Source organism: Billgrantia montanilacus (assembly GCF_003336675.1).
Taxonomy (GTDB): Bacteria; Pseudomonadota; Gammaproteobacteria; order Pseudomonadales; family Halomonadaceae; genus Halomonas; species Halomonas montanilacus.
In genome coordinates this window covers 153516-178366 of sequence record NZ_QPII01000008.1, presented here as the reverse complement: position 1 = coordinate 178366, position 24851 = coordinate 153516, and the positions used below count along the sequence as shown (strand labels likewise).

Annotated in this window: 27 protein-coding genes; 14 read left to right on the top strand and 13 right to left on the bottom strand. The window is 63.5% G+C overall.

Going from position 1 to position 24851, the window contains the following annotated elements:
• Positions 1 to 47 precede the first annotated feature (47 nt).
• The 5 genes from nirJ to DU505_RS12680 are packed head-to-tail and all read right to left on the bottom strand — an operon-like array spanning position 48 to position 3272.
• Positions 48 to 1247 carry a heme d1 biosynthesis radical SAM protein NirJ gene (gene nirJ / locus DU505_RS12700; RefSeq protein WP_114479356.1) on the bottom strand — a complete coding sequence of 400 codons (1200 nt, stop codon included), beginning with the start codon at positions 1245 to 1247 and terminating at the stop codon, positions 48 to 50.
• A gap of 35 nt (positions 1248 to 1282) precedes the next feature.
• Positions 1283 to 1831 (bottom strand): siroheme decarboxylase subunit beta, encoded by a 549-nt coding sequence (gene ahbB / locus DU505_RS12695; protein ID WP_181872821.1) that lies wholly within the window; start codon positions 1829 to 1831, stop codon positions 1283 to 1285.
• A complete protein-coding gene (locus tag DU505_RS12690; protein ID WP_114479354.1) occupies positions 1806 to 2288 on the bottom strand; it encodes an Lrp/AsnC family transcriptional regulator in 483 nt (160 codons plus the stop codon). The genes ahbB (DU505_RS12695) and DU505_RS12690 overlap by 26 nt, the downstream gene beginning before the upstream one ends.
• Complete coding sequence (ahbB, locus tag DU505_RS12685) at positions 2260 to 2802, bottom strand: siroheme decarboxylase subunit beta (RefSeq protein WP_114479353.1); 543 nt, start codon at positions 2800 to 2802, stop codon at positions 2260 to 2262. The genes DU505_RS12690 and ahbB (DU505_RS12685) overlap by 29 nt, the downstream gene beginning before the upstream one ends.
• Positions 2799 to 3272 (bottom strand): AsnC family transcriptional regulator, encoded by a 474-nt coding sequence (locus DU505_RS12680; protein ID WP_114479352.1) that lies wholly within the window; start codon positions 3270 to 3272, stop codon positions 2799 to 2801. The genes ahbB (DU505_RS12685) and DU505_RS12680 overlap by 4 nt, the downstream gene beginning before the upstream one ends.
• Before the next feature lie 232 nt (positions 3273 to 3504).
• On the opposite strand from DU505_RS12680, the gene DU505_RS12675 reads away from it, so the two are divergent.
• The 4 genes from DU505_RS12675 to DU505_RS12660 all read left to right on the top strand — a co-directional run bounded on the left by DU505_RS12675 (position 3505) and on the right by DU505_RS12660 (position 7498).
• The gene (locus DU505_RS12675; protein ID WP_114479351.1) at positions 3505 to 3855 is read left to right on the top strand and encodes a c-type cytochrome; all 351 of its coding nucleotides are present in this window, start codon (positions 3505 to 3507) and stop codon (positions 3853 to 3855) included.
• Positions 3856 to 3871: 16 nt separating this feature from the next.
• Positions 3872 to 5089 carry a cytochrome D1 domain-containing protein gene (locus DU505_RS12670; RefSeq protein ID WP_114479350.1) on the top strand — a complete coding sequence of 406 codons (1218 nt, stop codon included), beginning with the start codon at positions 3872 to 3874 and terminating at the stop codon, positions 5087 to 5089.
• 155 nt (positions 5090 to 5244) lie between these two features.
• The gene (hmpA, locus tag DU505_RS12665; protein ID WP_114479349.1) at positions 5245 to 6417 is read left to right on the top strand and encodes an NO-inducible flavohemoprotein; all 1173 of its coding nucleotides are present in this window, start codon (positions 5245 to 5247) and stop codon (positions 6415 to 6417) included.
• Positions 6418 to 6874: 457 nt separating this feature from the next.
• The gene (locus DU505_RS12660) at positions 6875 to 7498 is read left to right on the top strand and encodes a hemerythrin domain-containing protein (RefSeq protein ID WP_181872820.1); all 624 of its coding nucleotides are present in this window, start codon (positions 6875 to 6877) and stop codon (positions 7496 to 7498) included.
• Between the two features lie 72 nt (positions 7499 to 7570).
• Here DU505_RS12660 and DU505_RS12655 read toward each other — a convergent pair whose 3' ends face one another.
• Entirely contained in the window at positions 7571 to 7990 is a 420-nt protein-coding gene (locus DU505_RS12655) for a MarR family transcriptional regulator (protein WP_114479347.1), read from the bottom strand.
• A gap of 122 nt (positions 7991 to 8112) precedes the next feature.
• On the opposite strand from DU505_RS12655, the gene DU505_RS12650 reads away from it, so the two are divergent.
• Positions 8113 to 8679 carry a YIP1 family protein gene (locus DU505_RS12650; protein ID WP_114479346.1) on the top strand — a complete coding sequence of 189 codons (567 nt, stop codon included), beginning with the start codon at positions 8113 to 8115 and terminating at the stop codon, positions 8677 to 8679.
• Positions 8680 to 8772: 93 nt separating this feature from the next.
• On the opposite strand, the gene DU505_RS12645 is transcribed toward DU505_RS12650, so the two are convergent.
• The 4 genes from DU505_RS12645 to DU505_RS12630 are packed head-to-tail and all read right to left on the bottom strand — an operon-like array spanning position 8773 to position 10621.
• Entirely contained in the window at positions 8773 to 9231 is a 459-nt protein-coding gene (locus DU505_RS12645) for a 2-hydroxyacyl-CoA dehydratase (RefSeq protein ID WP_114479345.1), read from the bottom strand.
• Between the two features lie 35 nt (positions 9232 to 9266).
• A complete protein-coding gene (locus DU505_RS12640; RefSeq protein WP_114479385.1) occupies positions 9267 to 9971 on the bottom strand; it encodes a succinate dehydrogenase iron-sulfur subunit in 705 nt (234 codons plus the stop codon).
• A gap of 29 nt (positions 9972 to 10000) precedes the next feature.
• Positions 10001 to 10234: a hypothetical protein gene (locus DU505_RS12635; RefSeq protein ID WP_114479344.1), complete on the bottom strand. Its 234-nt coding sequence runs from the start codon at positions 10232 to 10234 to the stop codon at positions 10001 to 10003.
• A gap of 39 nt (positions 10235 to 10273) precedes the next feature.
• Positions 10274 to 10621 (bottom strand): hexameric tyrosine-coordinated heme protein, encoded by a 348-nt coding sequence (locus DU505_RS12630; protein ID WP_114479343.1) that lies wholly within the window; start codon positions 10619 to 10621, stop codon positions 10274 to 10276.
• Between the two features lie 459 nt (positions 10622 to 11080).
• Here DU505_RS12630 and DU505_RS12625 point away from each other — a divergent pair, with 459 nt between their 5' ends.
• From DU505_RS12625 to DU505_RS23110, 4 genes are all read left to right on the top strand, one after another.
• On the top strand, positions 11081 to 11422 hold the full coding sequence (locus DU505_RS12625) for a hypothetical protein (RefSeq protein WP_114479342.1): 342 nt from the start codon (positions 11081 to 11083) through the stop codon (positions 11420 to 11422).
• Positions 11423 to 11670: 248 nt separating this feature from the next.
• The gene (locus DU505_RS22995; protein ID WP_181872818.1) at positions 11671 to 12819 is read left to right on the top strand and encodes a methyl-accepting chemotaxis protein; all 1149 of its coding nucleotides are present in this window, start codon (positions 11671 to 11673) and stop codon (positions 12817 to 12819) included.
• A complete protein-coding gene (locus DU505_RS12615; protein WP_114479340.1) occupies positions 12819 to 14231 on the top strand; it encodes a GGDEF domain-containing protein in 1413 nt (470 codons plus the stop codon). The genes DU505_RS22995 and DU505_RS12615 overlap by 1 nt, the downstream gene beginning before the upstream one ends.
• On the top strand, positions 14159 to 14317 hold the full coding sequence (locus DU505_RS23110) for an EAL domain-containing protein (protein WP_422667025.1): 159 nt from the start codon (positions 14159 to 14161) through the stop codon (positions 14315 to 14317). Before DU505_RS12615 ends, DU505_RS23110 begins: the two co-directional genes overlap by 73 nt.
• Positions 14318 to 14623: 306 nt before the next feature.
• On the opposite strand, the gene DU505_RS12610 is transcribed toward DU505_RS23110, so the two are convergent.
• From DU505_RS12610 to DU505_RS12600, 3 genes are read right to left on the bottom strand one after another with little or no spacing between them, the layout of a single operon-like run.
• Positions 14624 to 17740 carry an efflux RND transporter permease subunit gene (locus DU505_RS12610; protein WP_114479339.1) on the bottom strand — a complete coding sequence of 1039 codons (3117 nt, stop codon included), beginning with the start codon at positions 17738 to 17740 and terminating at the stop codon, positions 14624 to 14626.
• A complete protein-coding gene (locus DU505_RS12605; RefSeq protein ID WP_114479338.1) occupies positions 17737 to 19146 on the bottom strand; it encodes an efflux RND transporter periplasmic adaptor subunit in 1410 nt (469 codons plus the stop codon). The genes DU505_RS12610 and DU505_RS12605 overlap by 4 nt, the downstream gene beginning before the upstream one ends.
• Positions 19143 to 19772 (bottom strand): TetR/AcrR family transcriptional regulator, encoded by a 630-nt coding sequence (locus tag DU505_RS12600; RefSeq protein WP_181872817.1) that lies wholly within the window; start codon positions 19770 to 19772, stop codon positions 19143 to 19145. Before DU505_RS12600 ends, DU505_RS12605 begins: the two co-directional genes overlap by 4 nt.
• A gap of 154 nt (positions 19773 to 19926) precedes the next feature.
• On the opposite strand from DU505_RS12600, the gene ubiU reads away from it, so the two are divergent.
• The 5 genes from ubiU to DU505_RS12575 all read left to right on the top strand — a co-directional run bounded on the left by ubiU (position 19927) and on the right by DU505_RS12575 (position 24839).
• Positions 19927 to 20922 carry a ubiquinone anaerobic biosynthesis protein UbiU gene (gene ubiU / locus DU505_RS12595; protein WP_114479337.1) on the top strand — a complete coding sequence of 332 codons (996 nt, stop codon included), beginning with the start codon at positions 19927 to 19929 and terminating at the stop codon, positions 20920 to 20922.
• A 13-nt stretch (positions 20923 to 20935) separates the two neighbouring features.
• Complete coding sequence (locus tag DU505_RS12590; RefSeq protein WP_114479336.1) at positions 20936 to 21853, top strand: U32 family peptidase; 918 nt, start codon at positions 20936 to 20938, stop codon at positions 21851 to 21853.
• A 191-nt stretch (positions 21854 to 22044) separates the two neighbouring features.
• Positions 22045 to 23775: a ribonucleoside triphosphate reductase gene (locus DU505_RS12585; protein WP_114479335.1), complete on the top strand. Its 1731-nt coding sequence runs from the start codon at positions 22045 to 22047 to the stop codon at positions 23773 to 23775.
• 63 nt (positions 23776 to 23838) lie between these two features.
• A complete protein-coding gene (gene nrdD / locus DU505_RS23180; protein WP_114479334.1) occupies positions 23839 to 24003 on the top strand; it encodes an anaerobic ribonucleoside-triphosphate reductase in 165 nt (54 codons plus the stop codon).
• Between the two features lie 86 nt (positions 24004 to 24089).
• A complete protein-coding gene (locus tag DU505_RS12575; protein WP_114479333.1) occupies positions 24090 to 24839 on the top strand; it encodes an anaerobic ribonucleoside-triphosphate reductase activating protein in 750 nt (249 codons plus the stop codon).
• Positions 24840 to 24851 lie beyond the last annotated feature (12 nt).

Sequence of the window (24851 nt, the reverse complement as noted above, 5' to 3'; positions counted from 1 at the left end):
CTCTCCCCGAAGCGTCAACGGTCAACTTTCTGATTCTGTGTGAAGGCCTACAGCTCGATGCTCTGGATGGCATCGTAGGGTGCTGCTACGCGGCGCTGGCGGTTTTCTTCGACGCCGATTTCCTCGTTGCTCAGGTAGCAGCCGGGATCCTCTTCCCAGGGATCGCCGGTGACCTTCCACGCCCGCACCCGGGTGTTGCCGTTGCAGATCGGAAGATAGCGGCATTCGCCGCAGCGCCCCTTGAGCGGCCGGGGCCGCTGGCGGAAGCCCAGCATCAATGGGTCCTGCGTGTCGCGCCAGATCTCGGAGAAGGGCCGCTCGCGGACGTTGCCGAGGGTATGATCCCACCAGAAGGTATCCGGATGGACATTGCCCAGGTTGTCGATATTGGCGATGTGCTCCCCGGAGGCGTTGCCCCCCCAGTTGGTCAGTCGCCGCTCCAGCGCCTCGGCCTGGTCGGGGAAGTGCTCCCGGGCCCACATCAGCAGGAAGGGGCCGTCGGCGTCGTTGTTGCCGGTGACGTACTCGCGCTCGACGCCGCGGGCAAGCTCCGCCCGGCAGTGGTCGAACAGCTGGGTCATGGCGTCGCGGGTCATCTGGTGCCAGGCATCGTGCTTGCCGTGGCGGTGGCCGCGCCCGCCGTAGTTGAGGTGCGACAGATAGAACTTGTCGACGTCGTGCTCGTCGATCAGCGCCAGGATGTCACCGAGCTGCTCATAATTCTGCTGGGTCAGGGTGAAGCGCAGGCCCACCTTGATGCCGCGCTCCTTGCACAGCTTCACCGCGTGCATCGACTCGCGGAAGGCGCCCTTGCGCTGGCGGATCACGTCGTGGGTCTCCTCCAGGCCGTCGATGCTGATGCCGACGTAGTCGTAGCCGATGTCGGCGATCTCGTCGATGTTGGACTCATCGATCAGGGTGCCGTTGGTGGACAGGCCGGTATAGATGCCCAGCTCCCGCGCCCGCCGCGACAGCTCGAAGATGTCGGGTCGCATCAGCGGCTCGCCCCCGGAGAGGATCAGCGCCGGCACCCGAAATCCCTGCAGGTCTTCGAGCACCGCATGCGCCTCGGCGTTGGAGAGCTCACCGGCGAAGTCGATGTCCGCCGAGGTGGTGTAGCAGTGCTTGCAGGTCAGGTTGCAGCGGCGGATCAGGTTCCAGATCACCACCGGACCCGGCGGCTTGCGCGCCGGTGGAACCGGAGTTGGCTCGACCAGGGACTTGATGTAGCGGGTGACTCTGAACATGGGAAACTCCTCTTGCGACAGGCCTCTGGCTCAGCCTAGGCCTGCCTGTCGGACCGGCCGGCCAGTCGCAGGCCGGTCTTCTTGAGAATGCGTGAGCTGTAGAGAATGCGATGATCCCGGCAGGCGTCACCCAGCAGGGAGCGAAGCTCGTCGGCCTGGCGCTCGACGTCGGCGTGGGTCTGGCCATGCAGCATGGCGAACAGGTTGTAGGGCCATTCCGGCAGGTGGCGCGGCCGCCGGTAGCAGTGGCTGACCCCCGGCAACGTCGCCACCGCGCGTCCCAGGCGGTCGATATGGGCGTCGTCCACGTCCCATACGGTCATGCCGTTGGCCAGGTAGCCCAGCCGGTAGTGATTGGGCACCGCGGCAATGCGGCGGATAATCCCGGCCGCCTGCATGCGTTGCATGCGCTGGCGCACCTCTTCCCCGTCGATACCCAGCGGCTTGCCCACGGCGCTCCAGGGATCGGGCACCAACGGCAGGCCGGCCTGGGTGGCCAGCACGATGGCGCGGTCGACGGCGTCCAGACCGCCCGGCGTAGACATGACAGCGTTCGCTTCAGACGGGCAGGTGGAGACGGACATGGAATTCCTCCTGCTTGGGCATGTTGAAGACCGGCAGGCCGGTGGCCGCCTCGATAGCAGCGATCGCCTGGGCGATGCCTTCCGGCGTCTCGGTGGCCAGCACGAACCACATGTTGAGACGGTGCTCGCGGCGGTAGTTGTGAGCCACCTCGGGAAAGGCGTTGACCGCCGCGGTGACTCGCTCGAAGTCGGCTTCCGGCACTTCCAGCGCCGCCAGGGTGAGGCCGCCACCGAGCCGTTCTGCGTGGTACATGGGGCCAAAGCGGCTGAGCACGCCGCTGTCCCGCAGTCGCTCGAGCCGATAGAGCAGCTCGCCCTCGCTCAGGTCCAGCTCCGCCGCAACGGCGGCAAAGGGCGACTCGACCAGCGGCAGGCCATCCTGCAAGCGATTGATGATGCGCCGGTCGGCGGCGTCCAGCGCCGCCGGCTCAGGCCGACTGAAGCGTTCTGCGATCATGGCTGTCGTCCTCTCGGGTGTAGCGACCCCCGCGCTGCTTGTAGGCCTTCAGGCTGAAGAGCACGCGGTGGGGAATGGCCTGCAGCGCCTGCCGCTCGACGATCTCGTCCAGCGCGGCCAGCACCCGGTCGCGGCGTGTGCCATGAATCATGCAGAACAGGTTGTAGGGCCAGTCGGGCAGCCGCCGCGGGCGACGGTAGCAGAGTGTCACGGCGGGCTCGGCCGCCAGGCGCCTGCCCAGCTCGCCGACGGCATCCTCGGGTACGTCCCAGACCACCATGGCATTGGCGCAGACCCCCAAGGCGTGGTGCCTGACGACCAGGCCCATGCGCTTGATCAGGCCCACGTCCTGCCAGCGCTTTACGCAGGCCATGACCTCGCCCTCGCTCATCCCGCACTGCTCGGCGAGCGTGCGCCAGGGCCGGGAAGTCAGCGGCAGGCCGGTCTCCAGCAGCGCGCGCAGGCGGTGTTCGGCTTGGGTCTCGGGAGCGGTATTGGACAGCGAACGGCTCATGGCACCTCCAGCTCGGCCCAGGGTATGGGAAAGCCCAGATCTATATGGAAGCCCTCGAGCATCGGCAGGCGCAGCAGCGGCTTGCCCAGCTCGGCCTCCAGCGCATCGAGGCGCGCCTCGAGCTCGTCCTCGTCGGCGGCCGTCATCACGAACCAGAGGTTGTAGCGGTGCTCGCGAGCATAGTTGTGATTGACGCCGGCAGAGCGATTGATTACCGCCGCCACCTCGTCACGCTGCGCTTCCGGGACCGCCACCGCCGCCAGCAGGCTGGCGCCGGCCCGGGCATGATCGAAGACCGGACCCACCCGGCTCAGCACCTGCTCGTTCTGCAGCGACTGAAGCCGCGCGACCACCTCGGCTTCGCTCACCCCCAGTTGCTCTGCCATGGCGGCGTAGGGCCGCTCACAGATCGGCAGGCCGCGCTGGTAAGCGTCGATGAGGCGGCGGTCGAGTAGGTCAAGTGCAGCCATGGGCAGGTACCGGGCCGTTAGCGGGAAAGCATGATGTTAAGACGCATCTTACATGCCTCATCACGTCTGAAAGCGGTCATCGGCGCTGCCGTTGACACAGGTCAAAAGAGGAATTTTTACTCGCTCGACCTTGATATCCGTCAAAGCAGCGAATCTGCAACGGGGAGACACTTCGCTGACGGCCACGTCCTTTCACGGCCTTTCCCGTTCCGTCGTCCTGCGAGGCTTTCCCATGCACCTGCCGGCCCTCTTAATGCTTCTCGGCCTACTGCTCTCGGCCACCGCCCTGGCGGAGAGCCGCGAGGATGGGCTCGATCCACAGCGCCAGGCCGAGCTAGAGACCCTGCTCTACCAGGACTGCGGCTCCTGCCACGGCATGACGCTGCGCGGCGGGCTGGGGCCGGCGCTGCCTCGCGATCGCATGGAAGGCTTCAGCGTCGAAGCGCTCGCGCACATCATTCAGTACGGTATTCCCGGCAGCGCCATGCCGGGCTGGAAGTCCCTGCTCAGTGATGAGGAGGCGCGCTGGCTGGCTGAACATCTGCGTACCGACAACCGCCTTGAAACGCTGCAACAAGACTGACCCCCGGAGACCTGTCATGCCTATCTCGTACCCGCTGAAGACGCTGCTTGCCGCCTGCGCCCTGGCCCTGCTCTCCACCGGCCATGCCCTGGCAGAGGCTCCCGCCGCGGGGCCGGAGCTTCGCGGCACGGGGGATCTCGGCGTAGTCATCGAGCGCGCCACCGGTAGCGTGGCCCTGGTCGACACGACCGAAAAGACGGTGTTGCGGCATATCGACGGCTTCGGCGACCTCTCCCACGCCTCGGTGAAGTTCACCCGCGATGCCCGCCACGCCTTCGTCTTCGGCCGAGACGGCGGCCTGACCCGGCTCGACCTGCTCACCGGCGAGATCGACGGCCGCATCATCCAGTCGGGTAACAGCATCGGCGGTGCCATCTCCCAGGACGGTCGCTTCGTGGCGGTGGGCAACTACGAACCCGGCGGCGTGAAGGTTTTCGATACCGAGACCATGGAACTGGTCATCGACGTGCCGGCGACCTACGAGAAGCCCGATGGCACCACTGACCAGGCCAAGGTGGTGGGCGTGGTGGACGTGCCGGGCAACATCTTCGTCTTCAGCCTGTTCGAGGCGGGCGAGATCTGGACCCTGGACATGTCCACGGACGAGCCCGAGCTGACCAAGTACCGCGACGTCGGCAGCATGCCCTACGACGCGTTGATCACCCCCAACGGCCGCTACTATATCGCCGGCCTGTTCGGCGAGGATGGCATGGCCCTGCTCGACCTGTGGCACCCGGAAAACGGCGTTCAGCGCATTCTTCCCGACTACGGCCGCGGCGAGGAGCGCTTGCCGGTCTACAAGATGCCCCATCTGGAGGGCTGGGCCATGGCGGGCGACCAGGCCTTCTTCCCCGCCGTGGGGCGCAACGAGGTACTGGTGGCCAATACCCGCGACTGGTCGCTGACCGAGCGGATCGAGGTACACGGCCAGCCGATCTTCGTCATGAGCCGCCCCGACGAGCAGCAGGTATGGGTCACCTTTGCCCATCCCCTCAATGACAAGGTCCAGGTGATCGATACTCGCACGCTTGAGGTGATCGAGACCCTGTCGCCCGGCGAGTCGATCCTGCACAAGGAGTTCACCTCCCGGGGGGAGCATATCTGGATCTCGGCTCGCGACAGCAACCAGATCACCGTCTACGACACCCGCACCTTCGAGGTGTTGGCCACCCTGCCTGCCGAGTCACCCAGCGGGATCTTCTTTACCCACCGGGCGCATCGCATCGGGCTCTAGACGCATAGACGCCTGACGTCACACTGATCAGCCGGGGATAGCCTCCCCGGCTTCTTTTCGTCCTGCCCGCGACATTCGGTCTCACGTCATCGCCTCCTTAAAGAGGTATTTTACATACTTCTTTATAAAGTCATCCCTGACGAAGGAGACGCCCCATGCTCACCCACGAGCAAGAAAGGTTGATTGAAGCCACCGCTCCGGTGGTCGCGGAACACCTCGACGCCATCACCCAGCGCTTCTACCCGCTGATGTTCGCGCGCTACCCCGGCGTGGCCTCGCTGTTCAATGCCGCACACCAGCAGAACGGCGCTCAGCAACGCGCCCTGGCCGGCGCCGTGTTGGCCTATGTGCAGCTGCGCAAGGACCCCGACAGAGCAAGGTCCGTGCTCGGCACTGTGGTCGAGAAACACGTCTCGCTGGGCATCCAGCCGGACCAGTATCCCATCGTCGGCGAATGCCTGATGGCTGCCATCGGTGAGGAGCTGGGCGACGCCGTGACGCCGGAAATAGCGGACGCCTGGGGCGCCCTCTACGAGGAGCTGGCCGGCCTGCTGATCGAGCTCGAGGAGCGGCGCTACCACGCCTTCGCCCAACAGTCCGGTGGCTGGCGCGGCCTGCGACGGTTCCGTATCGCGGCCACCCGCCAGGAAAGTGCGGTGATTCGCTCCTTCGTGCTCGAACCAGAAGATGGCGGCGCCGTCGCCGAGCACCAGCCCGGCCAATACATCGGCGTGCGTCTCACCATCGAAGGCGAGCCGGTCTATCGCCACTACAGTCTCTCGGACACAGCCAACGGTTGCAGCTATCGGGTCTCCATCAAGCGTGAGCCCGAGGGCCGTGTCAGCCGATACTTCCATGATGTGATGGCGGTGGGCGACAGCCTGGACCTGCTGCCTCCCGCAGGCGACCTGACGCTTCATCCGGGCGACGAACCGGTGGTCCTGGTCAGCGGTGGTGTGGGCCAGACCCCCATGCTGTCACTGGCACGCCAGGCACTGGAACAGCAGCGTCAGGTAGTCTACCTGCATGCCGCCCTGGATGCCGAGCATCACGCCTTCCGTGACGAAATCGCCTTGTTGCAGTCAGAGCACACCGGACGACTCAAGTCGGTGACGATTCACGAGCAGGGTGAGGACGCCGATCATATTGGCCGCGTCGACCGCGACCTGTTGAAGCGCTATCTACCGCAAGGCGCACCACGCTGCTTCTTCGTCGGCCCGCAGGGCTTCATGAGTGCGGTGGACCAGGCACTGGCCGAACTCGGCGTCGACGAGAGCCGCCGCCATTTCGAGCACTTCGGCCCGTCGCGCCCGCTCGACGCCGCCTGAGCAAGCATCTTCAGCAGTAGAGCTAGCCCCTGCGAAGTACGCCGGGGCCTTTTCAATAGCTTCAGGTCAATATTGCCCATTGGGCTATATCGCGAGCCTGCAGGCGCACAGCGCTGGGCCAGCCAGGTAATTATTACCCTCATATGGTTTTTTTAACCCTTACAGGGAGGGTTAATTCCACCATGAACTACACATATCACTGATTTCAATTTGGAAAAAATATGGCACGCTGCTTGCAACATTCAGCATGCCACTCGCATGCCCGGAGCTAACCCCATGAGTCTGCTCCACCTGGCACACCCGCTACACAGGCCTACGCGAGTTCCGCGAGGCCCCATGCAGCCCATCCACCGGCAGAACGATCCACTGTCATATGGGCCGGCTGTCAGCTTGACTCGGCGGCCCGCCACCCGGGATGCGTCACCAGCATGAAGGCAACGCACCAAGGAGATTCACCATGAAAGCCAGCATCCTTGAACGCCTGCACGCCGACCACTACCGCTACGAGGCATTGCTCTGCATCCTCGACCGGCAACTGCATATCGCCGTCTGTCAGGAAATACCCGACTACCGTCTTCTGTACCAGCTCTTCCACTACCTGACTGAGCAGCCAGGAGAATGGCACCATCCGGTGGAGGATCGTCTGTTCGACCGGCTTGCCGAACGTCATCCCGAGAGTCGTGAGCTCCTCGAGGTGCTGATCGAAGAACATCGCCGGATCGATATCTACGGCCGGGAGCTTGAAGTCAAGGTCAGGAATCTCGACGAGGAGTCGGAAGCCGAGATGGATCTCACCACCTTGAACCTGGCCCGCGCCTTCAGCGAGCTCTACCACCACCATCTCTACACCGAGAACCATCGAATCTTCCCGCTTCTCGAGACGTCCCTCCCTGTCACTGAACTCGAAGACATGGATCTCGGGGCGTCCTTGAAAGCCCCTGCCGAGGGCAGCCCCAGCTTCCAGAGGCTCTATCGACAAATTGCCGAGGGTCGAACCGGATTGCAACTGGGGAGGGGTGAGCAAGCCGACTTCTGTCCACTCTGTGGTGCCAAGCCCCAGGCGGCGCCCCCCACATCATGACCTTCCGCGTGGCGCCTGGCCATGCGAGCGCCACGCAGTCGCCAACTCGCTCAAGGGTGTGCTGTGGCCAACTCATGGCAGCTCGGGCCAGCCAGGCAGACGAAACTCCTCCTGAAGGTGGCGCAGCTCGGGCTGGTGGTGCTCGGCAATCAGCTCGGCCTGTCGCGCCCCCTTTTCCAGCAGATGGACCTCGATACGGCGGCGATCCCGACGGCCAGGCCGTCGTTCCACCAACCCGAGCTGCTCGCAGCGATCAACCAGCATCACCGTGCCATGGTGCTTGGCCTGCAAGCGCTCGGCCAGTTCGCCAACCGTGGCCCACTCACGCCCCTCGAACCCCTTCAGGTGCAGGAGCAGCTGGTACTGCAGAGAGGTCAGGCCATGCTCATTGCAGATATCTTCGCTGGCGCGCAGAAAGCGGCGCAGTTGGTAGCGAAAGTGCGAGAGTCGCTCGAAATCCTGCTTGGTCAAGCTACCCTCGCCTGTAGCCATGCCCCCCTCCCCGCTTTTGGCTTTGACAGCTGGCGATCAGCCAACTAAACATAGAAAAAACAATATCACACTATGATACAAATTCCCTGACGGCTTCCATCTCTGCCAGAGAGGATCTTGCCATGAACCTTATCACCGTCATCAGCCTGCCCTTTACCCGCCATGCAGGCTGGAAGGAGCTGCAACAGCGCCGCCCCTCCATTCCGCTGTTGGCCTGGGCCATCGTGCTTCCGATGTCGCTGCTGCCGCCGCTAATGCTCTATTATGCCGGCACCCACCACGGAGACGATTTCGCCAACGGCTTTGGCGACAGGCCTTGGCACTACATCACGATCATCCTGCTTGTCGCCGAACTGCTGACCTTCTTCGTCATGGGCTGGCTGATCCACGCCGTCGTCAATAGCAGCCGCCACCTCACGATCGACTATCACGACGCCTATCTGTTGGCAGCCCTGGCGCCGCTGCCACTGTGGTCCTCGGCAGTGGTGCTGGTGATTCCCAGTCTGCTGCTTAACGCCCTGGCAGTAGTGGTCGCACTCGGCATTTCCATCAGCCTGGTCTATCACGGCCTCCAGGCCCTCTGCCAGCGCCAGGACGAAGACGTGGAGACCATGGCGGCGACCCACACCATCATGGCCGCCGGGGTGCTGGCCTGGGGATTGTTGATGGCGCTCGTCTGGGCACTCTGAAACCCCAGCCAGTTTGCTCGCCACAGACATCGACGACAGTAATCCGGGATCCGGCGAAACGCCGGATCCCGGAGGTGGCCTGAACCTTGAGACTCAATACATGTCGAGACGGGCAAGGTCACGGGTCTGCAGACGCGCCTCGGCGTCCTGCTGCTCCGCGAGCCGTTCGAAGAGCTCCGTTTCCTCCGGAATGGAAGCCAGTTCGGCCCGCAGCCGATACATGTCCTTGAGCGTCTGATGGGCCGTCATCACGTTGGCCAGGATGTCATGGACATCATGACAGCCCAGGCACGGTGGAATCCGTTCCAACACCCGGGGATGGACAAACTCCTGGCTATCGATCAGCCAGGTGGTCAACAGCCCTTCATCCGCATCTTCCAGATAGGCCGCGATGCCTTCCTGCATGCGCCGCTCACGATCGACCAGGAATACCAAGGCCATCTTCATCCGCTCATCCTGCTGCGTCTCGGCCAGATGCGCATACTGCCCGCCAAGCTGCTCGTGGAAGTCGTGGATCCAGGCAAGCAAATCCTTCACCTGTCGAAATACCATCTTGTCTCTCCTTCCGGTTCGAATGACAGCTCGGATCAGCTGCCCCTCGCCAGGAGCATCGCCTTGATATGGCCAATGGCTCGCATGGGGTTGAGCCCCTTGGGACACACCCAGGTGCAGTTGGCGATCTGCCGGCAGCGAAACACGCTGAAGGGGTCGTCGAGGGCGGCCAGGCGTTCGTCGGTGGCGGTGTCTCGGCTGTCGATCAGGAAGCGGTAGGCCTGCAGCAGGCCGGCCGGACCGATGTACTTGTCGGGGTTCCACCACCAGGAGGGGCAGGCCGAACTGCAGCAGGCACACAGGATGCACTCGTAGAGACCATCGAGCTTCTCACGATCACCAGGGCTCTGCAGCCGCTCGATGGTAGCAGGCGGCTCATCGTTGATCAGCCACGGGCGAATCTTCTCGAACTGGCGGAAGAACAGGCCGTAATCCACCGCCAAGTCACGGATCACCGGCATGCCCGGTAGGGGCCTGATCGTTAAGGTATCCTTACCGTTCAACGCCTCGGCAACCGGCGTCACGCAAGCCAACGCATTCTTGCCATTGATATTCATGCCATCCGAACCGCACACCCCTTCACGGCAGGAGCGCCGATAAGCCAGGGTGGTATCCTGCTTCTTGAGGTGCTCTAGCACGTCGAGCACCATCGCCTTGCGGAAGCGTTCCTCGACCTCCAGCGTTTCCATCCGCGGTAGATCATCCTGCTCGGGGTGGTAGCGGTAGAGCTGTACCTTGATCATCAATGTCTCCTGTTATGGCGCCTCCCTCAATAGGCCAGATGTAGGCGCTGACGGGCATTGAGACGTATCACATAGCCGATCTTGATCAGTGTTGGTCCGGCGATGACAAGTAGATGGGCTACCACCTGAATAAAGAGTGACAGGTAGTTATCCAGTATGTATCCCCCCAAGATTCCCATTATTAGCAGTAGTAAACCGGCTGCCATCAGGGCATTGCCCAGTGAATGAGTTTGATTGGCATCTTGGAAGACACTTATCATGGCAGCACCTCCTCTGTGTATGTCTAACCTGGCGGTACGTCACTCGCGCCAGTAGTCATTGGCGGCAGCAACGGTCTGGAAATGCGTGGCAATCACCTGCGATGCCGCGATCAGACTGTCGGGGTCATCGTCATACTCAGCTCGTTTCGCCTTGCGAACCTCAGCGTCTGGCTGAGTGGTAGCCACACCCTTCTGGGAAAGCGTGACAGCCAGAGCAAAGCCCTCTTGGGGCGTCTCGGTAATGAGGCTGGGGAGCCATGAATCGGGCTCCTCCTGCTCACCGTGACTGTCCGCAGATGCGACGCTAGCTCCCAGCAGTAAGCACACGACCAGCAGGGCGGTGCGGGTGCACCAGGCTAGTGAAAGAGGGTGTTGAACGAATTGCATATTTTGTCTCCTGAAGTGGCTAACATGCGAAGCTCATTGACGTTATCTCGTCCGGTATTTTAAAAGAGGCATCTATTTTACTTCTTTAAAGCTAGATGCTTTTACTGTCTCGTCAAGGGAAAATGGGGGATATGTCACCTATAGCCAGCCGGGTCAGCCAGATGGAACCACGTTAAGCCATCTCGACCATTCTCGAGGCGGGTCTGATCGTCGCATCGCGCATCAGGATGGCACCCTGTTCACCTGTGCCGCGAGCGCAGTGATCCGTGCGTCCATTGCATGTCCCCGCACCTCGGTAGCCGGTATACGCATAAAGCCGCAGAGCGTCCGGTTGGTCGTGAATCTGCAACCAGGTAGCCAGTCAACACCGGTCCCTGGTGAGTGCTCCCACAGTGAACAAGCATCTGCGTTCAATGGAAGTTCGATCCACATGGAAGATCCTCCCGCAGGAGGGTACAGGTGGGTATCTGCTGGGAAATAAATATCTACCGCCTGCGCCAGATCGTCTGCTCGGGATTCCAACGTCCTTCGCAGAATGCCATGTTTGCTCGTCGCGTCCACTTCAACGGACACAAGTCCAAGACTTCCCCACTCCGCTACGGCGCGCAGGGCAAGGGTCATCGCTTCGAGACCACCGGAAGTGATTACGATATCCCCAACGTGACAATCAAGGCCGAGATTTGTGACCGGCATGCATCCAAGCTGATGGCCATGCCAGGGAAAATAATAGATTTTTTAGACTTAAGCAGCGCACGAGAGGGTGGAAATCCCCTTAAGAACAGAGGGGCGTACCCGCCATAGATATTAATCAGTCTGGCTGTGGTATTTTTTACCCCACAATGGTTATTTTCACCCTAATCAACAAGGGTATAAACAACCATATTCTTATAACACATTGATAAATATATAGAAAATATATGGCATGGCGATTGCATGATGAGAATGAGAACTTAACTCATATCTGCGAGGAGGCCTCAAAAAGAAGCAAGATCGTCGTGGCCACCCCACTGCGGTCTACGTCGACTACATACCGTACAATTGGAGCTTTTATGCGTTTATGGAAGCGTAAAACTACTACACCAGCGTCTGATTCAGTTCAGGATATTGCCGTCATTATCACCGAGCGTGACCGGCTCCAGGCGCGTATCCTCAAACTAGAGGGGGAGCAGCGAGTCCATCAACATTTGTTCCAAAATCTAACGGGATTCGGCGATTCTGTGGTCGCCCTGCGCGAATCCTTCACGGAACTCTCTGACCTTCTCATCAGTAGCCAGACCGTTACTGACTTTACCGCAAGCGAATCGCTGCGAAGCCAGGAAGCACTTAACGCCATGGTCAGTGAGCTTCGCAGCCTCAACCAGCGCATCAGCCAGGCCGCCGAACAGGTCACCTCGCTGCGCGGTGATGCCGGCAACATCGGCGGTTTCGTGAGCGTTATCGAGGAGATATCCATGCAAACAACGCTGCTTGCCTTCAACGCAAGCATCGAAGCGGCCCGAGCCGGTGACTCCGGGCGCGGCTTCGCCGTTGTCGCCACTGAAGTGCGCAACCTCGCCTCACGCACTAGCAGCGCCACCGTCGAGATCGGCGGGCTGAACGGCAACATTCTCAGCCAAGCGGACAATGTTGATGGTGTGATGGACGATAACGCGCGCAAAGCCGAGCGCCTGAGCACGGAAGCCAACCAGGTCATGCAGCGCACCGAACAACTGTTAACCTTAACCCGCGAGAGCAGCCAGACACTCTCGTTCTCAGCCATGCTCAGCGAGGTCGAGCTGGCAAACCTGGAGGAGCTGGAGATCAAGCTGGAGGTGTATCGCATCTTCATGGGCTTATCACAGAAGACCGTCGCGGACCTACCTGATGAGACCCAGTGTGCCCTGGGCCGCTGGTACTATGCCGGCACCGGGAACACTCAGTTCCACAATGACGACGATTTTCGTGCTCTTGAGCAGCCCCACCGGGAAGTTCATCAGCAGGCCATCGAAGCTGTCGCCAATTTCCACGCCGGATACACCGACGAGGCCATGCAGGCGCTGGCCAGGATGGAGGCGGCCAACTTGGATGTCATGAAACGGCTGCGCTACATCATGCGTAAATATCGGCCCGACACACAGTGTAGCGCGACTCTTGCCGGCATCGAGGCCACCGGAACCGGCACGCTGACACCGACAAAGACAGCCATGGCCACTTGCTGATGAACCAGCACCTTCACAGCGAATCTCTAGCCCACGCCATGGGCATCGACCCCGCCGAGATCGCCGAGCGGCGGGCCTTTCTCGAAATCGAGGCGTCTGATCGCCAACGGCTCGCACAGCTGCAAACCCCACTGAAGGCGGCCTGGGACGGTCAGGCGGACGCCTTCTACGAGCACCTGCTGAGCTTCGCTGATACCCGCACATTGCTCACCGACCCGGAGGTGCTCAAGCGGCTTCGCAATGCCCATGGACAGTATTTCCAGCGCCTGCTCGCCGAAGCGCCAGACTGGCAATACGTGCAAAACCGCGTCAACGTCGGCCTGGTACATCAGCGCATCGGCCTAGAGCCCAAGTGGTATATCGGTGCGTACCGCAAGTACATTGCCAGCTTGCTGCCCACGCTTCTCGATGAGTGTGAGCGGCGCGGCGAGTCGGCCGCGCTCGCTATCGACTCCCTCTTCAAGATCATCACCTTCGACATCTGTCTAGCCATTGATAGCTATATATATGCTGAAAAACAGGCGCAGGCGAAAGCCGAAGCACGCAGCAAGCTGCGCGAGCGGGCGATGGATTCCAGCACCAACGGAATTTTCATCGTCGACATCCAGAAGAGCGGATTCCCCATCATTTACGCCAATGCCGCGTTCAGGAGGCTGACCGGTCTGCAGCATAGTCCTAGCGATACTATTCCCTGTCTGTGCCAGCACGATGGTGCCTGGGATACAAGCTGTATGCGCCATATCCAACAGGCGGTGGGGTCCCGCAGCGAAGGCTATACGGTGCTCTCGTTCACGCCCGGCGAGGGCGAGACACGCTGGGTTGAGCTGTTTGTCTCTCCGGTCGAGAATCTGGAGGGCACCAGCACGCACTACATCGGCATACTCCACGATATCACCGAGCGAAAGCGCGCTGAACGCCACCTGCTTCACCAGGCGACTCACGACCCGTTGACCGGCCTAGCCAACCGATACCAGCTGCATCAGAAACTGACACAACTTACCGACACGACCTCGCCGACCTCCCTGGGGGTTCTGTTTCTGGATCTCGACCGCTTTAAGGTCATCAACGACAGCCTAGGGCACGGCATCGGCGATGAGCTGCTGCGCCAGGTGGCAAAGCGCCTCAAGCGCTGTCTACGCGGCAATGACACCATCGCTCGTTTCGGAGGTGATGAATTCGTGATCCTGCTGGACGGAGTTCAAGGAGCCGACGACGCCCACAAGGTGGCACATAAGCTCATCGACACTTTGGAATCACCATTCATCGTGCAGGGTCATTCCCTCTTCATTTCCACCAGCATTGGTATAAGCCTATTCCCCGAGCATGGAAAGGGCTCGATATCAAGGTCATCACTGAAGGTGTTGAACAGGCTGCACAGGTCGAATGGCTCCGACAGGAAGGTTGCCATGTAGTACAGGGTTACTACTATGGAAAACCGATGCCTTCGTGTCAGCTAGAATCATTGTTCAGAGAAAGAAAGCGGCCTAGGAAGCTGTAAGAAACTGCTGATTTATCAGCATCTCGGACCACAATTACTGTCATGGTGACGATGAGCGAGGTGACGACAAGAATGTGGATCATACCGATAACTTCATCTACGCCGATATGAGCCTTTTGATAACAGTGAAGCTGACCATCGAGCTCAACGCGGATGGCTCTGCTGCAGGAGGGCGTCTAGGTGGCTGGGCTTTCACCCATGGCGAGTGCTCCTCTTGCAACAAGTTCTGCCAGGAACATCCTGATTCTACAAAAGCAAACCACTCGCCATCTTCGCTTTTAGGTCAGCCTCATGAATAAGCCGGGGTTATCCTGTTGATGGCTCAGGTGCCTGAACCCATCCCCAGTCATCGAGCAGCACATAGAGCGCTGGAATGACCAGCAGCACCAGCACCGTCGACGTCAATAGGCCAAACACTACCGAGATCACCAGCGGCTTGATGGCCGCCGCCTGGGTGCTGGTTTCGGCCAACAGCGGTAGTAGTCCGGCAATGGTAGTCGTAGACGAGATCAGGATGGCTCGCAGCCGGTCGCGGCTGGCCTGACCGGCCGCCGCCACGGCGTCGAGACCGCGTTCACGGTGGGCCTTGATGAAGTGGATCAGCAGGATGGCGTTGTTGACCACGATACCCGCCAGCGATGCTGCACCGATCAAGGAAGGCATGGAAAGGTAGTATCCCATCAGCACATGCCCCCAGATCGCCCCGATGAAGGCCAGGGGGATCGAGAGCATGACGATCAGCGGCTCCACGTAGCTGCGGAACTGGAAGGAGAGGATAACGAAAATCCCGACCAGCCCAATCAGCAAGCCGCGGCGGATCGAGCCGCCGGTTTCGGCGGAGCTGGCCACCTGTCCTTCGAAGGCCACTTCCACCCCGGCATGGCGAGCTCGAAAATCCTCCAGCCATCCACTGGCCACCAGGGCATCGACTATGGCCTGGCCGCTGGCCTGGCGGGCGTCGACGTTGGCTTCCACCGTCACCGTGCGCCGTCCATCGATACGGGTGATGCGCGCCCACTCGCGGCGCTCGACCGCCTCGGCGACGACCTCCAGCGGCACCCGGCGCCCGTCGGGCAGGGCGATGGTCAGGTCGGCGAGATCATCCAGGCCATCCCGATCACCCGCGGCCTGACGTACCAGCACTTCTACCTCCTGCTCACCGATGCGCAGGGTATCGGCAATCTCCCCGAGCAGGGCGGCGCGCATCTGGCTGGCTACCTCCTCGGCGGTCAGGCCCAGGCCATGGGCGCCCTCGTTAAGCGAGAAGGCCCGCTGGGGCTTGCCCAGCCTCAGGTCGTCGATGACGTTGTAGACGGCGGCGTACCCCTCGAGGTGCTCGGTCAGCTCCCGCGCCGCCGCCTGCATGGCCTTCAGATCCTCCCCGCTCAACCGCACCTCCACCGGCACCCCGGCCGGGCCGAAGCCCGGCTCCTGGATGATCAGGCGCTGCACGCCCTCGACCTCGCCGATGGCCTTACGCCAGGCCTCGGTCAGCTCGTCGAGCGTCACCCGGCGGCGCTCGGCGGTGAGCAGGTCGACGATGACGGTAGCGACATGGGGCCCGGCTTCGCGTGCACTGGGGTTGTGGTTGAAGCGCACCTGGACCGCCTCTACCAGGCGGGCACCTCCCGGCTGATCCTGCGAATAGCGGGCATCGAGTTCGTGTAGCGCCGACTCGACCCGTTCGGCTACCGCCTCGGTGCGCGCCAGCGGGGTGCCCTGTGGCATCAGGATGCGCGCCTCCAGCACGTCACCGTCGATGGCGGGCATCGCCTCGCTGCCGACATGGCCACCGGCCATGAAGCCGGCGGACCCGAGCATGATTGCCAGCACGGCACCCAATACCACGTGCCGAAAGCGGATCGCACCGTCGGCCAGCTTCCCCACGCTTTCGCGGAAGCCCTCGAAGCGCCGTTCGAAGGCGGCCCTGAAGCGAGAATCATGGCCCTCCTGCAGCGTCGGCTGGCTGTCCTTGAGACTGCCCTTGAGATGGTGGGGCAGTATCCAGAAGGCCTCGATCAGGCTGGCCGCCAGGGCGGCGATCAGCACCACGGGAAGCACCTGAAGCACGGCACCGAGCTCGCCGGCCAGGAACGAGAGCGGGACGAAGACCGCCACCGTGGTGAGAAAGGAGGAGAGCACTCCCGGCAGCACCTGACGCGTACCCGCCACCACCGCCTCGAGCGGCGTCGTGGCCTCCCGGGCGTGGGCGGCGATGTTGTCGGTGATCACGATGGCGTCATCCATGACGATGCCGATGGTCATCAGCAGCGCCACCAGGGTGATCATGTTCATCGACAGGCCGGTCAGACTCATGACCACAAAGGCGCCCATGAAGGCAGCGGGCAGGCCCAGTACCGCCCACAGCGCCAGCCGAGGCCGGAAGAACAGGCTCATCACCAGCACGACCAGGACAAGACCCATGAGGCCGTTACCCACCAGCATGCGCAGGCGGTCACTCACGATGCTGGTCATGTCCTGAGTGACAGTGAGAGCGATACGGCCGTCGAAGCGCCCATGTTCCGCCTCAATCAGCTGATCGAGACGCGCCTTCACCGACAGGGCATCGTCGCGCAGGCTCTTGCTCACCTCCAGCACCAACGCAGGCTTGCCGTTGAAGCGTATCCGCTCCTCCTCTCGTTCACCGGTCTCGGTCAGGGAGGCGATCTCGCCCAAGGTCAGCTCGCCGCCTTCGGGGCTGGAGACCATCACCAGCGAGGCCAGCTCCGAGAGCGTGCGGCGCTGGTCGGTGAAGCGCAGCAGGATGTCACGATCGCGGGTCTCCAGGGTGCCCAGCGGCAGGTCGATGCTCTGGCTGGCCAACCGGCGAGCCAGCTCCCGCGTGGAAAGCCCGTGCTGGCCCAGCACCTCGCGGGGCACCTCCACCTGCCACTGGCGCTGAGACATGCCGTGGATCGCCACGCCGGCCACGCCGGGCAGCGCCAAGATTCGGTCCTCGAGGCGCAAGGCGTAATCCTCGAGCTGGCGAGCCGGCATGTCGCCCGAGACCGCAACCGCTGCCACCAGGTCGCTGCGATGCAGCTCGCGGACCGCCGGCGCCTCGGCGCGGGCCGGCAGCTCGTTGATGGCGCTGACCTCGGTATCGATCTGGGTGAGGAAGCGGATGGCATCGCCGCCCGGTGCCATGGTTGCAGTGGCACTGGCCAGGTTGTCCTGAGCTACGCAGGCGAGCTCGTCGAGAAACTCGACGCCCTTGACCGCCTGATGGAGGCGCCGGCACACATCGTCCTCGACGTCGGCGGCGCTGGCACCGCGATAGACCACCTCTATGGCGACCTCCGTGGGGCGGTAGTCGGGGAAGGTCTCGCGCTTGAGGTGGGGGGCGGCGAACAGCCCGGCGGCCAGCAGCAGTATCAACAGCAGATTGGCTGCCGTGGGATGCGCGGCGAACCAGCGGATCATGGCTGCGCTCTCTTTCCAGGTTCGTCCCCGGCAGGTGCGCCTCGGAACGATTCCCCCTGCGCCTGGGCGGCGAGGCGAGCCTCGAAGGCCTCGTCACGCCGCGGCGCCAGCGCCATGCCGGCCAGCGCGGGCTGCAGGTCGTCAACGACGACCCGCTCGCCCGGTGTCAGGCCCAGCTCGATCACCGCCAGGTCACCCTGTTCGAAGGCCACCGATATTTCACGCCGCACCAGGCGATCCTCACTATCGGCCAGGTAGAGCTCGCCGTCATGAATCGCAGACGCCGGGACTACCATTCGCAGCTCGGGGCTTGGTGCCGAAAGGTGCACCCGGGTATACATGTCGCGCTGCAGCGGTGGGCGATCCGGTGGCCGCGCATCCCGGTAGGGGTGGTCCACCCGCACCACCACCCGCACGGCGCGGGTGGCCGGGTCCAGGCCGCTGGCGATGCGCACGACCCGCCCGCTCCAGCCCACGCCGGGGGCTCCCACCAGCGCCAGTTCGGCGCCGATGACGCCGAGATCGATGCGTTCGCTCAGGTCCAGGCTGCCGAGCGGCAGGTCATCGGGGGCCACTGCGCCCAGCAGGCGTCGCATCATGCTGAACGGGATACGCGCCTCAACCTCAGCGGCAGCCAGGCTGTCCGCCTCGAAGAGCCGCTGTCCTGCGGCAACGAACTGGTGGCGCTCCACCCCCACCTCGCCAAGGCGCAGGTCATAGGGCGCCACGAAGCGGGTATCTTCCAGGTCGCGCCGCGCCTGGGCCAGGCGAGTGGCAGCCCGGGCCTGCTGGGCCTCCAGGGACTGACGCCGCGCCGGCAACAGCGCCAGGGTGTTCTCCAGCGAGGCCACCGCCTGCCGCTGGGCCAGGGCGGCACGACGTTGTTCGTCGAGCTGGGAGCGGGCTACGGCGCCACTGCCGGCCAGCCGTTCGATGCGCGCCAGCTCCTGTTCGGCCAGGGCCAGGCGTTCGCGCTCCAGCGCCAGCAAACGACCGGTGTTCGCCTCCTCGACCTCGAGCTGGGACCGCTCGCCGGCCAGGCTGGCCAGCTCGGCTTCGGCCTCGGCGATGGCCAGCTCATAGCGACTGGGGTCCAGCGCCACCAGCAGGGTCCCCTCCGGCAGTAGAGTACCGCTCTCCAGCTCAGGGTGGCGCTCCACCACCCGACCCGACACGTTGGCCACCGCCTGCCACGTTTCGGTGGGGCGCGCCACGCCGTGGCCACGAGCCTCGAGACGCAGTTCGGTAAGTTGCGCCTCGATCACCGTGACCGGCGTGGACGTCACTGCCGCCTCTAGGCGCTCCGGCTCCTGACGGTTGGCCACGAAGAGCAGAAACACGGCAAGACCCGCCGCCAGGCCACCCAACACCACCAGCCCCCGCCCAATGCCTTTTCGAAGCGTCATTGGGCCTGCTCCGGTTCGGACCTACCCTCGGCGTGGATGCCATGGCAGTAGAGCTCGAAGGCGCCTTGAGCCTGCTGGGCAATATGGCTCATGTTCCCGATCATCAGCGATTGCATGACCAGCCCCTGAATGGTGCCGATGAACTGGGTGGCCGCCGCTTCGATGTCCACCCCCTGACGCAGCTCACCGGCCGCCTGGGCCTGAACCAGCTGTTGCTCGACACGTTCACGGTAGAGGAACAGCAGTGAGCGAACCATGCGACGAGCCGGTGTCGGCCGGGCATGCTGCAGTTGGCTCATCATCAGCCGGGGTACGCCCGGGTGGTCGACGATGAAGGCGATATGGGCCTGGAACATCGCCTCCAGCGCCGCCACCGGGCTAGCGGCTCCGGCAGCGGCCGCATCCAGCCGTTGCATCACCCGCTCCGCGACCCAGCCGATCACCGCCTCCCAGATCGCATCCTTGCTGGGAAAATGGCGAAACAGTGCGCCCTGGGTGACCCGCATGTGTTTGGCGATATTGCCGGTGGTGATGTTGGCCGGGTCATCCTGAGCGCTCAACTCAATGACCGTCTCAACGGTCCGCTCCCGGCGGGCCTCTGCGGAAAGGTTGCGTTTAGTGGTCATGTGTCTCGCCATAAGATAGTAATTGGTTACTATCTTATTGGCTCGGGAATAAAACCGCCAGCCGAAAAACCACTTCGCCATGACCAGAATCAAAGGCGGGTTTCGAGTAGTCGACTAGCATGGTCGGGTTTACCCAGACTGCGAGGAGAGCGTCATGGAGCTTGTCTGTCCGGCCGGCAACCTGCCTGCCCTGAAGCGAGCCGTGGATGAGGGAGCCGATGCCGTCTACTTCGGCTTCCAGAATTCCACCAATGCCCGGCAGTTCGCCGGCCTCAACTTCACCGACAAGCGTGCCCGCGAAGGCATCGACTACGCCCACGCCCGCGGCAAGCGGGTGTTCTGCGCCATCAACACCTATCCGCAGCCCGACGGCTGGGCCCAGTGGACCCGCGCCGTGGACCAGGCCGCAGACCTCGGCGTGGACGCCCTGATCATGGCCGACATGGGCCTGCTCGACTACGCGGCACGGCGCCACCCCGACCTCGCCCGCCACCTTTCGGTGCAGGGCTCGGCCACCAGCCATGAGGCGCTACGTTTCTACCACGACCATTTCGGCATCAAGCGCGCCGTGCTGCCGCGGGTGCTCTCCATTACCCAGGTGCGCGACCTGGCCAAGCAGAGCCCGGTGGAGCTCGAAGTGTTCGCCTTCGGCAGCCTGTGCATCATGGCCGAGGGGCGCTGCTACCTCTCCTCCTACCTCACCGGCGAGTCGCCCAATACCCGCGGCGTCTGCTCGCCGGCGGCCCACGTGCGCTGGGAGGAGACCCCCGAGGGGCTGGAATCACGCCTCAACGGCGTGCTGATCGACCGCTACGGCGAGGGCGAGCGTGCCGGCTATCCCACCCTGTGCAAGGGGCGCTTCGAGGTGGGCGGCGAGACCTATCACGCCATCGAGGAGCCCACCAGCCTCAACACCCTGGAGCTGCTGCCTGAGCTGCGCGAACTCGGCATCAGCGCGGTGAAGATCGAGGGCCGCCAGCGCAGCCCGGCCTACGTGTCCAAGGTGGCCGGGATCTGGCGCCAGGCACTGGACCGCCTCGAACGCACGCCCGAGCGCTTCCACCCCGATCCCGCCTGGATGGCCGGCCTCGGCGAGGTCTCCGAAGGCGCCACCACCACCCTGGGCGCCTACGAACGCCGCTGGAAATAGGAGCAGATACGTCATGTCGACTTCCCCTACCCTGCAGCTGTCGCTGGGCCCGGTGCTGTTCTACTGGACCCGCGAGCGCTATGCCGACTTCTACCGCGAGGCCGCCGACTGGCCGGTGGAAATCGTCTATCTCGGCGAGTCCGTCTGCTCGCGCCGCCGCGACATGAAACTCGACGACTGGCTCGGCATCGGCCGCGAGCTGGCCCAGAGCGGCAAGCAGGTCGTCATCGCCAGCCAGACCCTGATCGAGTCCGAAGCCGACCTGCGCGACCTGCGCAAGCTGTGCGACAACGGCGAGTTCATCGTCGAGGCCAACGACCAGAGCGCGCTGCAGCGTCTATCCGCCGCCGGCCTGCCCTTCGTCGCCGGCGCCGCGCTGAACCTCTACAACCCCGCTTCCATCGGCGTGATGGCCCGAGCCGGGATGCAGCGCTGGCAGGCGCCGGTGGAGATGTCCCGCGACGATCTCACCCGGCTGCTTGGCGACTGTGCCACTGAGGAACTAGACCAACCCTGCGAGGTGTTCGCCTACGGGCACCTGCCGCTGGCCTGGTCGTCGCGCTGCTTCACCGCCCGGCGTCACCAGAAACCCAAGGATCGCTGCCAGTTCGTCTGCCAGAAATATCCCGAAGGCCTGGCGCTGCGCTCCCAGGAGTCGAAGGAGGTGTTCACCTTGAACGGCATCCAGACGCTTTCCGGCGCCTGCCAGGATCTGCGTCACGAGATAAGCGACATGGCCGCGATGGGCGTGGCCGTGGCACGCCTGAGCCCGCGCGCCAAGGGCATGGCCGAAGTCGTTGCCGCCTTCGACGCCGCCCGCCGCGGCGAGCTGCCCGCCCCCGACCCGCTGGCGTTGGTCGAGGCCGAGGTCTGCGATGGCTACTGGCACGGCCGCCCGGGCATGGATAACACGCGCCTGCCTGCCGGCTGAGCAGGCCCTGCCATACAGCCCGCGACGCCCCACCCGAGCCCCGCCTCCCAGCGGGGCTCGTTGCTTCTCAATACCCCATCTGGCCGTTTTCTGACCTGGATCATTTTCTCTCGCCGCAGAAGGCACTAGCCTTCACACACCATATGTTGTGTGTATAAACACCAATTGGCAGCACATATAGGGAGATAACGGTGAACGCCCCCATCCGCCAGGCCGGCCCGCGCCGCATCGACGTCGCCTCGACCGTCAACGAATACCTCGAACGCGCCGACTGGCGCGTGCACGCCAACGCCAACCAGGGCTACTCCCTGGGGGGGCTGATTCTCAACGTCTCGGGCAAGCTGATCGCCAACTACTGGCTCGACGAGGTCTACCCAGCCGAGGTCGGCGCCGCCCACCGCGAGGGCGACCTGCACATCCACGACCTCGACATGCTTTGCGGTTACTGCGCCGGCTGGTCGCTGCGCCAGCTATTGATCGAAGGCTTCAACGGCGTACCCGGGCGCGCCGAGAGCGACCCGCCGCGCCATCTTTCCAGTGCGCTGGGGCAGATGGTCAACTTCCTCGGCACCCTGCAGAACGAGTGGGCCGGCGCCCAGGCCTTCAGCTCCTTCGATACCTACCTGGCGCCCTACGTGCGCAAGGATGGACTCGACTTCGCAGCGGTGAAGCAGGCGGTCCAGGAGTTCATCTATAACCTCAACGTACCGTCGCGCTGGGGCAGCCAGACGCCCTTCACCAACCTCACCTTCGACTGGGTGTGCCCGGCGGATCTACGCGACCAGGTACCGATCGTCGGCGGCGAGGAGCAGCCGTTCAGCTACGGCGAGCTGCAGGCAGAGATGGACCTGATCAACCGCGCCTACCTGGAGGTGATGGAGGCCGGCGACCGCCAGGGGCGGGTGTTCACCTTCCCCATCCCCACCTACAACATCACCACCGACTTCGACTGGGAAAGCGACAACGCCGAGCGGCTGTTCGCGCTGACCGCCAAGTACGGCCTGCCCTACTTCCAGAACTTCCTCAACTCGGACCTGGAGCCGCACATGGTGCGCTCCATGTGCTGCCGCCTGCAGCTCGATCTCTCCGAGCTGCTCAAGCGCGGCAACGGCCTGTTCGGCAGCGCCGAGCAGACCGGCTCGCTGGGCGTGGTGACGCTCAACTGCGCGCGGCTGGGCTACCGCTTCGCCGGCGACCGGGCGGGGCTTCTTGCCGAGCTCGACCGGCTTCTGTCACTGGGCCGCGACAGCCTGGAGCTCAAGCGCAACTGCGTCCAGCAATGGATGGATGAAGGGCTCTACCCCTACACCCAGCGCTACCTGGGCACCTTGCGCAACCACTTCTCCACGCTTGGGGTGAACGGTCTCAACGAGATGGTGCGCAACTTCTCGGAAGACCGCTACGACATCACTACCCCGGAGGGGCGTCAGCTGGCACTCGAGGTACTCGACCACGTGCGCGCCAGGATGCAGGCATTCCAGGCCGAGACCGGCCACCTCTATAACCTGGAGGCGACGCCGGCGGAGGGTACCACCTACCGCTTCGCCCGCGCCGATGCCGAACGTTTCCCGGACATCCTGCAGGCCGGCACGCCGGAGGCACCCTACTACACCAATTCGAGCCAGCTACCCGTGGGCCATACCGACGACCCCTTCGAGGCGCTGATTCACCAGGACCCGCTGCAGACCCGCTACACCGGCGGCACCGTGCTGCACCTCTACATGCGCGAGAAGCTCTCCAGCCCCGACGCCTGCCGAAAGCTGGTGCGTACCGCCCTGTCGCGCTTCCGCCTGCCCTATATCACCGTGACGCCGACCTTCTCGATCTGCCCGGTGCACGGCTACCTGGCCGGCGAACACGAATTCTGCCCGAAGTGCGACGAGGCACTGCTGGCAAGACGCGCCGCGGCCGTACCGGCCTGAGCGTTTTTTCAACCTATTACTTTTCAACCCGCTGTTTATCAACCACTGGAAGGAGCCAAGAAGATGACAAACACCGATACCCTGCCCATCGAAGAACGCCAGCGCTGCGAGGTCTGGACCCGCGTAATGGGCTACCACCGCCCGGTCAGCCAGTTCAACGTCGGCAAGCGTTCCGAACACCGCGAGCGCCACCACTTCACCGAACGGGCCGCGACCCTCGCTCCCTGACATACCACTGCCTGAGCTGCCGGGCCCCAGGCCCGGCAGAGCCTTCAGCTTGGTAAAGGAGCCTCGGCTTGGTAAAGGAGCCCTCGATGATCGCCACCGACCTCGATTCACCCTCACCTGTGCCTCTCGATGGCATCCGCTTGCCTGTGGCCGGCCTGACCCAGATGACCACCCTGGACTATCCCGACCATCTGGCCTGCGTGGTGTTCCTGCAGGGCTGCCCGCTGCGCTGCGGCTACTGTCACAACGGCCACATGATGGCACCGCGCCGCGGCGACGAGCAGGAGTGGCAGGCAGTGCGGGAGTTTCTGGAGAGCCGCCGGGGGCTGCTCGAGGGGGTGGTGTTCAGCGGCGGGGAACCCACCCTGCATCACGCCCTGCCGGCCGCCGTCAGCGAAGTGAAGGCGATGGGCTTCAAGGTGGGGCTGCATACCGCGGGCCCGTATCCGGGCCGGCTCTCTCGCCTGCTGCCGAATCTCGACTGGGTGGGGCTCGACGTGAAGGGGCGCGGGAGCGACTTCGACCGCATCTGCGGGCGACCCGGCATCTGGCAGCGCCACAGCCAGAGCCTGATGACGCTGCTCGACAGCGATATCGACTTCGAGTGTCGCACCACCGTGCACTGGCGCGACTTCGAGCTGGCCGACGTGGAACGCCTGGCGCTGACCCTGGCCGACTGCGGCGTACGCCGCTACGCCATCCAAGTGGCGCGCACCAACCAGTGCCTCGACCCGGCCTATTGCCAGCCGGTGGAGGACGCCCCGCCGCGGGCAATGCTCGCCGGTCTGGTCAAGCGCCTGAGGCAACACTTCGAGCGCATCGAACTGCGTGAGTAGATTCACCGGAGA

Excerpts from the sequence above, each read along its gene's own strand:
- nirJ (WP_114479356.1), bottom strand. The coding sequence starts at position 1,247 with ATGTTCAGAGTCACCCGCTACATCAAGTCCCTGGTCGAGCCAACTCCG.
- ahbB (WP_181872821.1), bottom strand. The coding sequence starts at position 1,831 with ATGTCCGTCTCCACCTGCCCGTCTGAAGCGAACGCTGTCATGTCTACG.
- DU505_RS12690 (WP_114479354.1), bottom strand. The coding sequence starts at position 2,288 with ATGATCGCAGAACGCTTCAGTCGGCCTGAGCCGGCGGCGCTGGACGCC.
- ahbB (WP_114479353.1), bottom strand. The coding sequence starts at position 2,802 with ATGAGCCGTTCGCTGTCCAATACCGCTCCCGAGACCCAAGCCGAACAC.
- DU505_RS12680 (WP_114479352.1), bottom strand. The coding sequence starts at position 3,272 with ATGGCTGCACTTGACCTACTCGACCGCCGCCTCATCGACGCTTACCAG.
- DU505_RS12675 (WP_114479351.1), top strand. The coding sequence starts at position 3,505 with ATGCACCTGCCGGCCCTCTTAATGCTTCTCGGCCTACTGCTCTCGGCC.
- DU505_RS12670 (WP_114479350.1), top strand. The coding sequence starts at position 3,872 with ATGCCTATCTCGTACCCGCTGAAGACGCTGCTTGCCGCCTGCGCCCTG.
- hmpA (WP_114479349.1), top strand. The coding sequence starts at position 5,245 with ATGCTCACCCACGAGCAAGAAAGGTTGATTGAAGCCACCGCTCCGGTG.
- DU505_RS12660 (WP_181872820.1), top strand. The coding sequence starts at position 6,875 with ATGAAAGCCAGCATCCTTGAACGCCTGCACGCCGACCACTACCGCTAC.
- DU505_RS12655 (WP_114479347.1), bottom strand. The coding sequence starts at position 7,990 with ATGGCTACAGGCGAGGGTAGCTTGACCAAGCAGGATTTCGAGCGACTC.
- DU505_RS12650 (WP_114479346.1), top strand. The coding sequence starts at position 8,113 with ATGAACCTTATCACCGTCATCAGCCTGCCCTTTACCCGCCATGCAGGC.
- DU505_RS12645 (WP_114479345.1), bottom strand. The coding sequence starts at position 9,231 with ATGGTATTTCGACAGGTGAAGGATTTGCTTGCCTGGATCCACGACTTC.
- DU505_RS12635 (WP_114479344.1), bottom strand. The coding sequence starts at position 10,234 with ATGATAAGTGTCTTCCAAGATGCCAATCAAACTCATTCACTGGGCAAT.
- DU505_RS12630 (WP_114479343.1), bottom strand. The coding sequence starts at position 10,621 with ATGCAATTCGTTCAACACCCTCTTTCACTAGCCTGGTGCACCCGCACC.
- DU505_RS22995 (WP_181872818.1), top strand. The coding sequence starts at position 11,671 with ATGCGTTTATGGAAGCGTAAAACTACTACACCAGCGTCTGATTCAGTT.
- DU505_RS12615 (WP_114479340.1), top strand. The coding sequence starts at position 12,819 with ATGAACCAGCACCTTCACAGCGAATCTCTAGCCCACGCCATGGGCATC.
- DU505_RS12610 (WP_114479339.1), bottom strand. The coding sequence starts at position 17,740 with ATGATCCGCTGGTTCGCCGCGCATCCCACGGCAGCCAATCTGCTGTTG.
- DU505_RS12605 (WP_114479338.1), bottom strand. The coding sequence starts at position 19,146 with ATGACGCTTCGAAAAGGCATTGGGCGGGGGCTGGTGGTGTTGGGTGGC.
- DU505_RS12600 (WP_181872817.1), bottom strand. The coding sequence starts at position 19,772 with ATGACCACTAAACGCAACCTTTCCGCAGAGGCCCGCCGGGAGCGGACC.
- ubiU (WP_114479337.1), top strand. The coding sequence starts at position 19,927 with ATGGAGCTTGTCTGTCCGGCCGGCAACCTGCCTGCCCTGAAGCGAGCC.
- DU505_RS12590 (WP_114479336.1), top strand. The coding sequence starts at position 20,936 with ATGTCGACTTCCCCTACCCTGCAGCTGTCGCTGGGCCCGGTGCTGTTC.
- nrdD (WP_114479334.1), top strand. The coding sequence starts at position 23,839 with ATGACAAACACCGATACCCTGCCCATCGAAGAACGCCAGCGCTGCGAG.
- DU505_RS12575 (WP_114479333.1), top strand. The coding sequence starts at position 24,090 with ATGATCGCCACCGACCTCGATTCACCCTCACCTGTGCCTCTCGATGGC.